The following is a 13,708-nucleotide window of genomic DNA, read 5'->3' on the forward strand; positions in this document are numbered from 1 at the left end:
GATCAAGTTCAAACGCGCTGTGAGGATCATCCGGGACCGGGTCGTCACCGACCCGGCTTTTTCCCCCTGACCAGCGGGCACGCACTCAGGGTGAGACCGCCACCGACATCACCCGACCGACCCGGCTCAACACCCGCCGCGAACGCACCTACCCCCGCGTCGTCCGCCGGGCGCGCCACAACCAGTATCCGGTCAAGAAACCCGGCCAGCGCGGCCTCCGCCACCACGCCCCGCCCACGATCAGNCTCGCCAACCCCACGAAACCCCAGNTAGCAGCTTGATCGACTTAGTGGAAGTGGCATTGCGGCTACGGGTCGGCGCTGCTGGTCGGAGGTCTGTATGCCGCCGGTGCGGCGGTGGTCGGGGCGGNGAGCCTGGCCCGCCGGGACGTCACGGCCTGACAGCACGAATCTGCCAAAGGCAGACGAATGGCGGACTGATGGCGGACGGATCGCCTATCATCACCGCTGATGGCGCCCGGCCGACGACGGGGAATGGCGGTTCGCATGGTGCCTTCCGATCGGAACCGCGGCGACGTCGTCAAGCGGATCGGACGTTGACCCCGCTCAACCGGCTGGTTCGCGAACTCGGTGGCGTCGACGCCTACGCCGTGCTCGGGGTAGCGCGCACCGCCGACCGGGCGGAGATCCGCCGGGCGTACCGGGCCCGCGTCCGGGCTCATCACCCCGACAATCCCGCCAGCCGGGACGCACAGTCCATGCGCACGATGCAGCTCCTCACCGTGTCCCACGAAATCCTCGACAGGTGGCGGGACGAGTACGACGCCCGCCTCACCGGGTCGCCCTCGTCCCCGGCACCGGACGCGGGCGGCCCGGGATCGACGAACCACACCGGCCGGACGAATACCGGCGCCCGCACGAACGCCGGTTGCCGGACGGACACCGGTGCCCGCTGGGATCCCTGGACCGCGGCCGACACCGGCCCGCGGTCGGGCTCACGCATCAGCGACCCGTCATCCCGCACCACCGGCACCACCGGCACCACCGGCACCACCCAGCGTCGCCCGAGGACCGATCGGCCCCGCAGCCGCTGGGAGGAGGAGTTCCGCCCGCCTCCGACCGAACCATTGCGGTGGAACACGCACAACGTGCGGTGGCCTGGGCCAGGGGACACCGGCGGTCACTACTACTCGAGCGGACATCACTACTCGACCGGCTACCCACGGAATCGACACAACGACACCGGCCCCCATCCGGGCTGGCCCGGAACACAGGCCCACCGACCCGCCGAACCCCACCAGACGCTCCGGCGGCACGCGCAGACACCACGGCACGCGCAGACACCACGGCACGCGCGGACGCGGCAGCGGCCGGGGACCGAGGCGACGCCAAAGGTCGGCAATTACCTGGCTCTCGCGATCCTGACGACATTCCTGTGCGCACCGCTCGGCGTGATGGGGATCATCAACTCCTCGCGCGCGTCGAATCGACTCCTTGCCCACGACGTCGCCGGGGCGCGCCGGGCATCGCGTCGCAGCCTGGCCTGGTGCCTGGCCGGACTCGTGTTCGGCCTCCTCTTCCTCGCGTCTCTCTCGGTGATGGCGGGGCTCTGCGGCGGGAGCTCCATCGGCTGACGAGCCGACAANCGAGCCAAGCCGACGGCCGTTACGACGAGAGCCTGACTCTCGGTCAGGCCACGCTCCTTCAGGTGCGAGCGGGTGGGAGCGTCGAATACGACGTGCTGGAATCGGTCTCGAAGCCGCCGGCCAAGCCGATGACGAGGATGACCAGGAACACCACGATGATCGAGATGGCCGAGATGATGCACCACATCCTGGCCTTCTTGGAGGCGTCCAGCGCGCCGTTGATGTCGCCGATCTGCTGGCGGCTCTGCACCTTGGTGGCATAGACGATTGCCACCACACCGGCGGGCAGACAGCACAGCAGGGTGACCACGATCGACTGCCACAGGTAGGTCGGGATCGGCTGGTTGTAGGGCGGAGGTGGGCCGAACCCACCCGGGCCGCCGTATCCCAGCGGGGCACCGTAGCCCTGCGGCGCGCCGTACCCACCGGGCGGGGGTCCATAGCCGGGCGGTGGAGGGCCGTAGCCGCCCTGGTCATAACCGCCCTGGCCACCGTAACCGCCCTGGTCATAACCGCCCTGGCCACCGTAACCACCCTGGCCGTAGCCGCCCTGGCCGTAGCCGCCCTGGTCATAACCCCCTTGACCGTGACCGCCGGCGGGAGGGTACTCGGGTGGCTGGGACATTGGGTGCTCTCCTGTTGTCGTCGTGGCGGGCGAGCCGGNGAACGGCCCCGCCACCNCGCCTGGCCGCATAACCCCCGGGGCGCTCGACCAGGCACCGCGGACACTCCACCGGCGCGTGATCCCCGACCCGTGCGCGGAATCCGTGACGCGAGGTGGGTTGACCACCAGGCACATCCCAGGCTCCGCGCGCGCACATTGTGGCACAGCCAGCGTGTCGACCAACCGGCGTGCCGACCAACCGGGCTCCACGCCACCCGAGAGCCTCACCGCCCGAAACCCCCGAGTTCCGACAAGTCGGCCTAGCACGTCGGTGTAGTGTCTCGTCCGAACTATCTAGACACGGCAGCCGGCGTCGAGGGGGCGACCGGAGGCCGGTCCGGTCCGTCTCAGGCTGCTGTGCGACATGGAGGTCATCCGCTTCGATGCCGAAGCCGGGACCCGGGGGGTCCTGACGACACTGCCACGCACGGAGGGATACCCGCGGTGAAGCACCGAGCGGAGGGCAATCCCAGCCCGCCGAGAGTCCGATCCGGTTCCCGGCGCGGGCGCCGCCGTCCGCGTCACCCTGCCTGGATCGCGTCGCTAGGCGTGATGGCTCTGGTCGCCGCCGTAGTCGGGTGGACCCTCGTCCCCGAACGCGACACCGGGGGCGAGGGCTCGGCGACAGTCGAGGCCACCGCCATCCAGCACGGGAAGCCCCGACACGGCGATGACCTCCGGGTGCAACCCAGCCTCTCGGCGGGCAGCGCCTCGGCGGGCAGCGCCTCGGCGGGCACGACCGGCGGAAACTCCCGCGCGACCGTCGCCTCGCCGTCGCCCGCCCCGGTGCCCGCGGGCACCCCGGCCGGTACGGCCCCACGGACCACCGCCAGGCCGACGACCCCCGGCGCCGCGGCCCGGGTCACGAAGCCTGCGGTACAAGTGCCCGTTATCCCCGTCGGTGGTGGGGGCGGTTCGGTGCCCGGCGGCATGAGCGGCGTCGCCGCGGGGACGATGACGCAGGTGCGGGCCTGGGAGAGCTTCCGCGGCTCGCCGGTCAACGTCGTGCTCACCTTCACCGACAGGTCGAGCTGGCAGACCATGACGAACCCGTGGCTCGGCTCGGGCCCGGAGAAGTTCTCGACCTTCGCCGGCACCTGGGTCATCTCGCAGTCCTTCTACCCCACGGGCGGTGGGGACATGAACTCCTGCGCGAGCGGCGCCTACAACGGCCACTGGGCGGACTTCGGCCGGTGGCTGGTGGCGAAGGGCCGCCCGGCGAGCGTCATCCGGCTCGCCTGGGAGTTCAACGGCGACTGGTTCCCGTGGTCGGTCTCCAAGACCAACCCCACCACCTGGGTGAACTGCTTCCGCCAGGTTGTCAGCGCGATCCGCTCGACGGATCCGCAGGCCCGCATCGACTGGGCGCTGAATGCGCACAGCAGCGGAGCCTGGGCCGTCTACCCCGGTGACCAGTACGTCGACATCATCGGCATCGACAGCTACGACCAATGGCCGGCGAGCACGGACGACGCTGCCTTCGCCAGTCAGTGTCACGCCGAAGCCGGGCTCTGCTCGACGATCGCGTTCGCCCGCCAGCACGGCAAGCAGTTCTCGGTCCCAGAATGGGGACTCGTCGGGAAGAGTGATACCGGGGCGGGCCGCGCCGGCCAGGCCGGCGGCGACAACCCGGTGTACATCCGCAACATGTACCAGACGTTCGCCGCGAACCGCGACATCCTCGCCTACGAGACGTACTTCAGCGATTCGTCACCCGGGAACGTGCACTCCTCCCTGGTGAACCCGACAGAGCATCCCGCTGGCGCGGCCACCTACGCCTCGCTCTGGTAGCGCCTTGCTCTGGTAACGCCCCGCCCCGATAGCGGCACGGCTCCGACCGGATCGCAGCCGCCGGGAGCTAGGGACCGGTGGGAGCCGCGCGGAACCGCTCGATGNCGGCGTCGGAACCGCGCAGCTCGACCCGGGCGACCTGGCCCCGCCCGAACGCGTACAGCACGATCTCCTCAGGTGGCCCGACGATCTCCACCACCGGCTCGCCGCCGTGCAAGGCGCGCCGGCCAGGAGCGTCCGTACGCTCCGCCACGACACCCAGGCCGGCTCGCCGGAACCCGGCGAACCCGATCAGCAGCAGAGCGGTCCACATCGCGTCACGGCTTCTGGTGTCAAGCTCGCGAGGCTCCCAGCCAGGGGCGGCGCGGCGGATGTCCTCGGCGTGCACGAAGAACTCGACCAGGTTCATGGCATCGTCGATCAGGCCGATGCGGGTCGGCTGCCACCACGGCGGCCCGGCACGGAACGTCTCGACCAACTCGGGAAAGGTGTGGGCCCGCATGGTGGCCCGCTCGGCCCGCTCCGTGATGCCGTGCAGCCGACCGACGATGAGCCCGGGAGCGGCCCACGGCACCCGCTCGCGGGTGACCAGGTGCGCCACCAGATCATGGTTCGTCCATCCGGCGCAGAGGGTGGACGCCGCCGGGCCACGCTCGGCCAGCAGGTCCGCGAGCTCCCGCCGCTGCGCACGGGCCCCTGGCCGGGTGAGAACCGCTCCTGACCCCATCATGTGCGGCACTCTAGGCGATGAGGCGACTCACGGCGGGTCTCTGGCCGTTAGAAGTCTCCGGTTAGGGAAAGTGAANCGGAAGGNGGTTCCGTCCTTCACCGCGCCGTCCAGCCAGATCCGGCCGCCGTGGAACTCGACGATCTTGCGACACAACGCCAGCCCGATGCCCGTGCCCTCGTAGACATCCCGGCCGTGCAGCCGCTGGAAGATCACGAAAATCTTCTCGGCGTACTCCGGATCGATTCCGATCCCGTTGTCGGCGCAGTACAGCTCCCACTCGTCCGCCCGGTCGACGACACCGACATGCACGGCGGGAACCGTCTCGGCCCGGAACTTCAGCGCGTTCCCGATCAGGTTCGCGAACAGCTGGGTGAGCAGGACGGGGTCCCCGCGCACGACCGGCAGATCATCCGCGGTGACCTCGGCCCGGGCGCTCTCGATCGCGATGGACAGCGCTCCCACCGCCCGGTCGAAGATCTCCCCCAGGGACACATCGACGAAACCGTCAGTAGTCCGCCCCACCCGGGAGAAGGCCAGCAGATCGTTGATGAGCTGCTGCATCCGCTTCGCGCCGTCCACCGCGAAAGCGATGTACTGGGTGCCCCGCTCGTCGAGCCTGTCACCGTAGCGTCGCTCCAGGAGCTGGCAGAAACTCGCCACCTTCCGCAGCGGCTCCTGCAGGTCGTGCGAGGCGACATAGGCGAACTGTTCCAGGTCACGATTGGAGCGCCGCAGCGCCTCGGCCTGCGCCTCCACCGCGGACCGCGCCGCCCGCGCGACCCCGAGCTCCCCGATCAGCTGGCGTCGCATCGACTCCACGTCGGCGGCGAGCGAGGCGATGTCCGGGGGACCGGTCGGCTCGACCACGTGATCGAGATGTCCGGAGGCGACGGTTCGCGCATCGTCGCTCACCCGCTCGAGCGGGCGGGTGACCCAGGACCGTAGCGCCCGCGCGATGACCGCCAGGAGTACGGCCATGACGGCCGCGCCGGTCACCAGCGCGAAGATCAGGAAACGGAGCGCCGCCGTGACGTGCTGGCGGGCCCGGACTTCCCTGGCCCGCAGGTCCGCCTCGAGGTCCCCGGCCGCGGCGCGGNCCGCCTCGAAGCGGGTCTTGCCGAACTCCGGTGACAACAGGCGGGCCGCCGCGGGACCGCCCACCCGCACCGCGTTGATGGCCGGATCGGCGTAGTCGCCGTGCCAGGCCCGGATCCGGTCCTCCAGCACGGCGAGCCTCGCCAGCAGGTCGGGGCGCTCCACGAGCCGTCGGTGCAGGTCCGCGAGCAGCGTGCGCTCGGCCCTGCGCCCTTCGTTGTAGGGCTCCAGGAAGTCCTCGCTGCCCTGAAGCAGGTAGCCCCGCATCCCGGTCTCCTGGTCGACCAGGCTGGAGACCAGTTCGGTGGAGCTCAGCAGAGCCGGGGCGAGGACGTCGCTGCGCGTGTGGAGGGCGTCATCAAGCCGGACCAACGACGAGACGACGAGACCAGCGACGATCATCAGCACCATCGCCGCCACCGCGTAGGTCACCTCGAGTCGACGGCGCAGGCGCCAGACGGACCCGACCCGGCCGCGCTCCACCGCTCCGCTCGGCCCCGCGTCGCCCGCTCCCCCGTCGGTGACGTTCGGGTGGGTGACGTTCGGGTGGGTGCGCTCCGGCATCAGCCGGCACCCCAGATCAGCAGCAGGAGCGCGACGTCGTCGGTCAGCGGGCCGCCATTGCGCGCCTCCACCCGGTCGATCAGGTTGTCGAGCAGCCCGTCGGGGTCGTCGGCGGGCCAGAGTTTGGCGATCTCGGGCAGCACGCCCTCCCAGCCCAGCGGTTCCCCGCCCGGTCCCTCCCGCCCCTCCAGCAGGCCGTCCGTGGCGAGCAGGAGCGCCCAGTGCGGCCCGAGCTCGATCCGCACCTCCTCGGAGAGGTCGTCGTCGACGATGCCAAGAGCCGGACCGACGACGTCGCCCGGCAGCGCCGACAGCCGCGGATGCAACAGCGCCGGCGGCGGATGACCGGCCAGCCGCATCCGCGCCGAGGTCCGGTCGGGAGCGATCGCGAGGGTGCACACCGTCGCGAAGATCTCATCCTGTTCCCGCTCGCTCACCAGCACGCGTTGGAGATACCCGAGCCGGTCGGGTTCCGGAACACCGGCGAGGACCAACGTGCGCCACGCGATCCGCAGGCTCACCCCGAGCGCCGCCTCGTCCGGGCCGTGCCCGCAGACGTCGCCGAGCAGGACGTGGAGCGTGCCGTCCGCGGTGGACACCATGTCGTAGAAGTCCCCGCCGAGCAGGGACTGCTGCCGGCCGGGGCGGTACCGGGCGTCGTGATGCAACCGGCCGTCGTCGATGAGTGGCCGGGGTAACAGGCCGCGTTCGAGGCGGGCCCGCTCGTCCGCCAGCAGCTCCGACTCCCGCAGCGCCTGCGCGGCGGTGTCGGCCCGCTTGCGCTCAATCGCGTACCGGACGGCCCGGACCAGGTCCCGCCCGTCGACCTGACCCTTGACGAGATAGTCCTGCGCGCCCGCGGCGACCGCCTGCGCCCCCCGGTACTCGTCAACCAGACCGGTGAGCACCACGACCGGCGCTCCCGCCTCGACCGTGAGCAACCGGCGTAGCGCCGACAGGCCCTCGCTGTCCGGCAGCCCGAGATCCAGCAGCACGCACGCGACGTGCTCGCTGCGACGGGCGGCTTCGGCCACCGTGCGCACCCGGGTCAGCTCGACCGGAGCGGAGACCTCGTCGAGGAGCTCGGACACCAGATAGGCGTCGGCATCATCATCCTCGACCAACAGCACCGGCCAGATCACTTTTACGGGATCAGCGTTCGGCGCCCGCATCGCGGTGCCCTCGGTTCCTGACACATCTCCTCGGCATTGCACGACACGAGGCCATACCGGCCCAACCCGGACTCGAAGCATGGCACGACCACGGCGCCCGTGCGCATCGGAACGCCGAACCGGAGTGGACCGCGGCCAGGAAGACCGTCAGGAAGACAGAGCGCGACGGGCTCCGGAAGACCGGGCTCAGGAAGACATGGTGGGCCTACGGAAACGACGGCAGTCGCAAGGACGGATCAATGAGCGGCGATGTGGCTACCAGTGACGTTGTGGCTACCAGCGGCGGTGTCGCCCTGCGCGCCTTCCTTCCCTGACGGGGTCTCACCCGCAGCCGGCGCCGTGGGACGGCCCAGCAGGTACCAGCCCCACAGCCCGGCGGGCACCGGGGCCCGCCTCGGCGCGCCGGGCACCTCCCGGGCGTCCATCACGTCGAGCAGGTGATCCCAGTAGCCCGTCAGGCGGGCCGCCAGGCTTCCACCGAACAGCCTGCTGTGCAGAAGGTGCGGATGCGGTCGGGTCGGAGCGTGGCGCATCGCGTCGGAGAAGCGGTCGAGGAGATCCCGGCGCTCGTCGTCGGACAGCTNGGCCATCAGCTCACGCAGAAGTTCGTCCTCCAGCGTCGCATGTTCGACCATCAACGCGGCCAGATCCCGGCGCAGGTTCGCGACCGGCTCCGCGGGCCGGTTGAGGTCCCCCTGGACGTACTGTTCAATGCCGCGCATCACCGAGGAGCAGCGCCGCGCCAAGCGGCCCAGGTCCGCCACCCGCGCCCGGCCGCCCACGACCCGGCGGGCCATCTCCGGGTAGACCACCGACTCCATCGCGCTCAGGTGCGCGGAGACGGCGGCCACGGCCGCGTCGCTGGCGCGCAGCGCCTGCCGCGGGTCGGTCGACGGACCATCCACGTCACCGTGGGCACCGACGTCGCGCGAGAGCTCGATCAGACGGACGGCATCCTGATGCGCGGCCTCCACCAAGGTCACCAACGTCTCGGCCATGACCACCTCGCAGCCCATGGGCGGATACCCAGCGGAGAGCTACCGGGATCCAAAGCTACGCCTATCCGACCCGGTCCGCATCTCGGCAGCCACCACGCAGCCGTAACCCGGTACCCACAAAGGGTGCCAGTCGCCTCGCTCGGCACCTACACTCTCAGGCTTGGTCCCCGTGGTGTCCGGCCGTGGCCGCGCCGAACGGCACCGTCACCGGGCGAGGAACTCGTCGAGATCGGCGAGGAACCTCGTCTCGTCCTCGACCACCAAGCCGCCGACATCGGCGTGGCCGGGCGGACCCNGCTGCGCGAGCACAATCGAACCGGCGCCGTGCCGGATGGTGAGCCGCCGCCCGAGCATCGCGGCCAGTCGCATGGAAGCCGACCCGCAGGCCTCGTCCTCGGTGACGCCGTGCCTGCTGGCGAAGGCCCGGGCCCGCACGACCCCGCCCGGCTCATCCTCCCACGCCCAGAGCTGGGTCAGGTCCTCGGCGGGTGGACGGGGCAGGTCGAGCGCGTCGACCTGGCCCGGGTCCGCGAGCATCTCATGCCACCAGCAGGGCACGGCGGCCAGGGCGCCGCGGACCCAGACCCGGCCCTGCTCCTGCCAGCTGACCGCCTCGCCGCCGGCCGGGCGGAGGATCTCCGGATGGCCACCGAGCAGCCGACCCAACAGCCAGGCCGACCCCACCAAGGCGTGCCCCGCCATGGGCAGCTCCCCGGTGGGCGTAAAGGTGGCCAGCTCCGCCAACTCCGGGTCGTCGACGAAGACCGTGGCGGGGCAGCCCAGTCGGCGCGCGACGACGGACCGCTCCCGCGCGTCGGGCAGCAGCTTCGCGGCATCCAGCACCACGGCGAGCAGGCTGCCGCCGGCGCCCGTCTCGTCGGCGAACACCCGAAGCGTGCGTACCTCGATCCCGATCACTCGATCCTCCCTGTGACGTATCCCATGCGCCGGACGTGTATCTCACCCTTCGTGCCACACCACGCCGGCACAGTTGCCAGGCATCCGCGTCCACGGTGAAGCCCGGATCGCCTCCGGACGGCCGGCACCGACTTGTCACCATGAAGGTTCACCAGCGGGGAAGGGCGTGGGAGATGCCGACAGGTGGACCTGGACATGGATCGGCGGCAGGGAAGAAGGCAGTGATGCGGGACGACGCGGTGCCGGGCGAAAGGGTACGCGACGAGACGGTACGCGAGACCCGGGGACGCGACGTTGATGGCGCGCGCCCGGACGGCGGCGACCACGGCAGCCAGCATCCCGTTCGGGAGGTGCTGGGGGACGCCCTGGAGCAGGCGTCGGCCAACGCCCATAAGCTCGCCGGCGCGCTGACCCGTCCGGTCTCCCTGGTCCGGGTGGGTCGCAAACGACGCGGGGCGCCCCGCTCCGAGCTACCGCGGACACCGGACGGGCGCGTCATGGCCTGCGGCGTGTACAGCCATGGCCGGCGGGTCACCATGGACATCGACCAGGCCGACGCGCTGCGGTTGGCGCGGTCCGAACGCAACGGGTTCGCCTGGCTCGGCCTGTTCGAGCCGAGCTACGAGCAGCTCACCGCGATCGCCGAGGAGTACAGGCTGGACAAGCTCGCGGTGGAGGACGCGGTCACCGGCCACCAGCGCCCCAAGCTCGAGCAATACGAGAACCACCTGTTCATGGTGCTCAAGACGACCAGTTACGTGGAGCACACCCAGGTAACGGGCACCTCCGAGGTAGTCACCACCGGCGAAATCATGATCTTCCTCGGCGAGGACTTCGTCGTGACCGTGCGGCACGGCAGGCACGGGGAGATGACGAAGCTGCGCGGCCGGCTGGAGGCCAACCCGGAGATGCTCCGGCACGGCCCGACGGCCGTGCTGCACGCCATCTGCGACAGCATTGTGGACGACTACGTCCGCACCGTGGAAAGCATCCAGGCCGACGTCGACCAGATCGAGACGGGCGTCTTCCACCGGGATCAGAAGCCGTCGACGGAAAGCGCCTACCAGATGAAACGCGAGCTTCTGGAGCTCAAGCACGCGGTGCTGCCGCTCGCGGGCCCGTTGCGTACCCTCACCATGGACGCCCCCACGATGGTCGACGTGGCGATGCGCCGTTACTTCCGGGACGTCGCCGACCACCTCGAGCAGGTCAGCGAGCGAATAGCTCACTTCGACGAGCTGCTTTCCTCCGTGCTCCAGGCGACGCTGACGCAGGTGACGATCGCGCAGAACGAGGACATGCGACGGATCAGTGCCTGGGTGGCGATCGGCGCCGTCCCGACCGCCGTCGCCGGGATCTACGGCATGAACTTCGACCACATGCCGGAGCTTCGTCAGACGTGGGGCTACCCGGCCGTCCTGGCCGTCATTACGACGATCTGTCTGTTTCTCTACCGTGCGTTCAAGCGCAACGGCTGGCTCTGACACCGACCTGCATGCTATGCGCGCATAGACCACGACAATGACGGCAGATCCATAGTCCCTTTTTACTATAAGTTGGCTGACGCGACGTATCCGTACGATGGGTTNCCCCTGGCCCGCCACGTCGGTTACCGTTACCAACCGTGTCGGAGCAACCGGGTCTCGCGCCAGCCGCTCGGCGCGGTCCCCGCCGACCCCCCACCCCTCGGGGGACTCCATGACCTCGCCTGACCCCAAGAGTCGTAAAACGGCCATCCTGCCCGATCGGGGCGATCTCATCGCGGAGCTCGCCGGCCGGCTGGAGGCCCTCGACGCGCTCCTCAACCGGCTGGAGGATGCCGAGCGGCAGGCCGCCGACGCCAGCGAGCATCTCANCCGGNCCCGCCGGTGGCAGGAGGACACGGTCCGGACCATCCAGGAGGAGCGGGCTCGGATGCGCCAGCGCCAGCACGCCCTCGACGAGCTCGCCGACCACGCCCGCGCCGCGGTCGAGGCGCTGGCGCACCACCGCTCGCTGCCCCGTGAGGTCCACGAGCTCGCGGTCGAGCTCCAAGTGCTCGATGCGGCGGGATTCCTCACCCGCCGCGGCTCCCGGTCCCGCTGAGGGGGGNGCACNCCCGGCCTCNCCCGTCGACTACTTTAAGTAGTCAAAATCGCCCACGGGCCGCGGGAGGGCTACCCGCCCGCCCGCCTCTCACCCGGACCGGCCGCCGCCGCGGACCCCACACGCAACGAAAAACCAGCAGGACAAACGGGGCGCGAAGGGCCTTAGGGCCGCCCGGTCAGCCCGGCCGACCGCGCGGGCCGCCGACGCCGCGCGACGGGAACTTCAACGCGCACTCGCTGTAGTTGGGAAGGACTAGTGTTTACCCACCCCATCCAAGTGGACTAGTCTCACGCCGACGTCACGACAACACCGGGCCGAACGCCGAGTCCTGCCCCCGGCCCCGGTGTCCCCTCCGAGTCGTCATCAGGGGCAGGAGCGGGGGACCCACCTCCACCGGCCGGCGCCGATCCGCGGTGTCGACCTAGGGGTGAAGCTCGACGCGTGAAGGTCACGCGAGAGCCGGGCAGCCCAGCCCGAACCCGACAGCTCACTTCGCAGGCGCACGGGAAGGAATACACCGTTGTCCGCGCAAAGCGTGCAGCTCGACGAAGAAACGCGAGGCGCCGGTCGCGGCCGTCACCGCGCACCCTCCGCGCCCCCGGCCGCCCGCAGCCGGGCCCGGGCCCGCGCCTTCGCCGCCGTGACCACCGGGACCGTCGCGGTCTCCGGAGTGGCTCTCGCCGGCTGCGCCACCGACATCAACGCCGACGCCGCGAAGGACGAGCAGCCGAACACCGCTCCGATCACCCTCGCCGCGCAGATCGGCTCCCAGGCCGCCCTGGGGGGCAGCATCGCCGCCGCGGCGGTCAGCACCCACGGCTCCACCTCCCTGCTCGGCTCGACGGGCGGTGTCGACGCCCCGCCCCTGGCCGGCAAGGTTCAGGTCGGTCTCCGGGTGACCAACCCCGACGTGAGCGTCAGCGCGGACCAGCCGATCGACATCGGCTTCTCGCTCTACAACGAGCAGACCCACGAACCGCTGGCGAACCAGCTGGTCAAGGTGCAGGTGAAGCTCCCCACCGGGTGGGCCACCTTCAAGCACCTTTACACCAACGCCCAGGGCTACGCCTCCTACACGGCCCGGGTGCTCACCACCACGAATGTCACCGCGGTCTTCGACGGCACGGACGCCCTGCAGTCCGCCCGCTCGGCGAACGACGCCACCCTGCGCGTACGGCCGGCGCCCACCCCCCGGCTCGTCCGCAACGCCGCCTGGTCGGATCTCCTCACGACAGGGGACGCCGCGGACCAGGCGTCGGTTCCGGTCCCGTCGAGCTCCCTCGGGGAGAAGGCCGTCTACCTGGCCTCCCTGCAGGCCGGCAAGCCCTACGTCTACGGTGCGGAGGGCCCGAGCTCGTTCGACTGCTCCGGCCTCATCCAGTACATCTTCAAGCAGCTCGGCAGGAGCGTGCCGCGGACGACCGACGCCCAGTTCGCCGCCGCCACCCGGGTGTCGCAGTACAACAAACAGCCCGGCGACCTGATCTTCTTCGGGACACCCGGGAACATTTACCACGTCGGCATCTACGCGGGCGACGGCATGATGTGGGCGGCGCCGCACACCGGCGACGTCGTGTCGCTCAAGAAGATCTATACCACCTCCTACTACGTCGGTCGGATCCTCTAGCGGCCGGTCGGAGCCGGCGCACCGCCCTCATGCCGACGCAACGGCTCACCCGGCTCCGGTGGATCGCCTTCGCGGCTGGGGCGCGGACCACACGAGCCCTGCCAGTCCACGAGCGGCCGGCTACCGAGCCCCTCTCCAGGCGCCGACCCGAAGCCGTGGAAGCCGGACCCGGGACTCCCACCCACCGGCGAAGCCGCGGACAGACCAGCAAGCGGGCCCTGTCACCGCCCGACAACCCGCCTATGTGGTTCCTTTCCAGCTCTCCGGACGGGCCCTCCTTCCGGTGGGACGGACGTCAGATCTCCCCCCCATCTGACGTCCGTCCGGCCGGAAGGCCCCCGATTCCGCCGGCCTTCCCTCGGATTCCCCCCCCATCCGCACGGGAAGGCCGGCGGGCCTCGGGCCCCGGCCGACCAGGTCCGCCGATGCCGCTACCCCCCTCCCGGCGGCATCGG

11 protein-coding genes and 1 riboswitch are annotated in these 13,708 nt (G+C 70.6%); of the genes, 5 read left to right on the top strand and 6 right to left on the bottom strand.

Annotated elements, in window-relative coordinates:
- The first annotated feature begins 556 nt into the window (after nt 1–556).
- Nucleotides 557–1,594 (top strand): CD225/dispanin family protein, encoded by a 1,038-nt coding sequence (locus tag ALLO2_RS23225; RefSeq protein WP_049760811.1) that lies wholly within the window; start codon nt 557–559, stop codon nt 1,592–1,594.
- Nucleotides 1,595–1,664: 70 nt separating this feature from the next.
- Here the strand turns inward: ALLO2_RS23225 and ALLO2_RS08615 are convergent, their stop codons facing one another.
- Entirely contained in the window at nt 1,665–2,231 is a 567-nt protein-coding gene (locus ALLO2_RS08615) for a CD225/dispanin family protein (RefSeq protein ID WP_023840107.1), read from the bottom strand.
- Nucleotides 2,232–2,714: 483 nt separating this feature from the next.
- Between ALLO2_RS08615 and ALLO2_RS08620 the strand changes: the two genes are divergently transcribed.
- A complete protein-coding gene (locus ALLO2_RS08620) occupies nt 2,715–4,061 on the top strand; it encodes a glycoside hydrolase family 26 protein (protein ID WP_023840108.1) in 1,347 nt (448 codons plus the stop codon).
- 67 nt (nt 4,062–4,128) lie between these two features.
- Here ALLO2_RS08620 and ALLO2_RS08625 read toward each other — a convergent pair whose 3' ends face one another.
- The 5 genes from ALLO2_RS08625 to ALLO2_RS08645 all read right to left on the bottom strand — a co-directional run bounded on the left by ALLO2_RS08625 (nt 4,129) and on the right by ALLO2_RS08645 (nt 9,538).
- Nucleotides 4,129–4,791, bottom strand: a complete 663-nt coding sequence (locus ALLO2_RS08625) for a TIGR03085 family metal-binding protein (RefSeq protein ID WP_198030973.1) — start codon at nt 4,789–4,791, stop codon at nt 4,129–4,131.
- 27 nt (nt 4,792–4,818) lie between these two features.
- On the bottom strand, nt 4,819–6,450 hold the full coding sequence (locus tag ALLO2_RS08630) for a CHASE3 domain-containing protein (RefSeq protein ID WP_035731063.1): 1,632 nt from the start codon (nt 6,448–6,450) through the stop codon (nt 4,819–4,821).
- Nucleotides 6,450–7,622: a PP2C family protein-serine/threonine phosphatase gene (locus ALLO2_RS08635; RefSeq protein WP_011434756.1), complete on the bottom strand. Its 1,173-nt coding sequence runs from the start codon at nt 7,620–7,622 to the stop codon at nt 6,450–6,452. The genes ALLO2_RS08630 and ALLO2_RS08635 overlap by 1 nt, the downstream gene beginning before the upstream one ends.
- Before the next feature lie 236 nt (nt 7,623–7,858).
- Nucleotides 7,859–8,620, bottom strand: a complete 762-nt coding sequence (locus ALLO2_RS08640) for a hemerythrin domain-containing protein (protein WP_232234976.1) — start codon at nt 8,618–8,620, stop codon at nt 7,859–7,861.
- Between the two features lie 204 nt (nt 8,621–8,824).
- Nucleotides 8,825–9,538: a PhzF family phenazine biosynthesis protein gene (locus ALLO2_RS08645; RefSeq protein WP_035731067.1), complete on the bottom strand. Its 714-nt coding sequence runs from the start codon at nt 9,536–9,538 to the stop codon at nt 8,825–8,827.
- 224 nt (nt 9,539–9,762) lie between these two features.
- Here ALLO2_RS08645 and corA point away from each other — a divergent pair, with 224 nt between their 5' ends.
- The 3 genes from corA to ALLO2_RS08660 all read left to right on the top strand — a co-directional run bounded on the left by corA (nt 9,763) and on the right by ALLO2_RS08660 (nt 13,253).
- A complete protein-coding gene (corA, locus tag ALLO2_RS08650; RefSeq protein WP_023840111.1) occupies nt 9,763–11,022 on the top strand; it encodes a magnesium/cobalt transporter CorA in 1,260 nt (419 codons plus the stop codon).
- Nucleotides 11,023–11,236: 214 nt separating this feature from the next.
- The gene (locus tag ALLO2_RS08655) at nt 11,237–11,623 is read left to right on the top strand and encodes a hypothetical protein (protein ID WP_035731069.1); all 387 of its coding nucleotides are present in this window, start codon (nt 11,237–11,239) and stop codon (nt 11,621–11,623) included.
- A gap of 351 nt (nt 11,624–11,974) precedes the next feature.
- Nucleotides 11,975–12,141, top strand: a riboswitch (cyclic di-AMP (ydaO/yuaA leader).
- A 5-nt stretch (nt 12,142–12,146) separates the two neighbouring features.
- A complete protein-coding gene (locus ALLO2_RS08660; protein WP_011434751.1) occupies nt 12,147–13,253 on the top strand; it encodes a C40 family peptidase in 1,107 nt (368 codons plus the stop codon).
- Nucleotides 13,254–13,708: the final 455 nt, after the last annotated feature.

Source organism: Frankia sp. Allo2 (assembly GCF_000733325.1).
In the GTDB taxonomy this organism is placed as follows: Bacteria; Actinomycetota; Actinomycetes; order Frankiales; family Frankiaceae; genus Frankia; species Frankia casuarinae.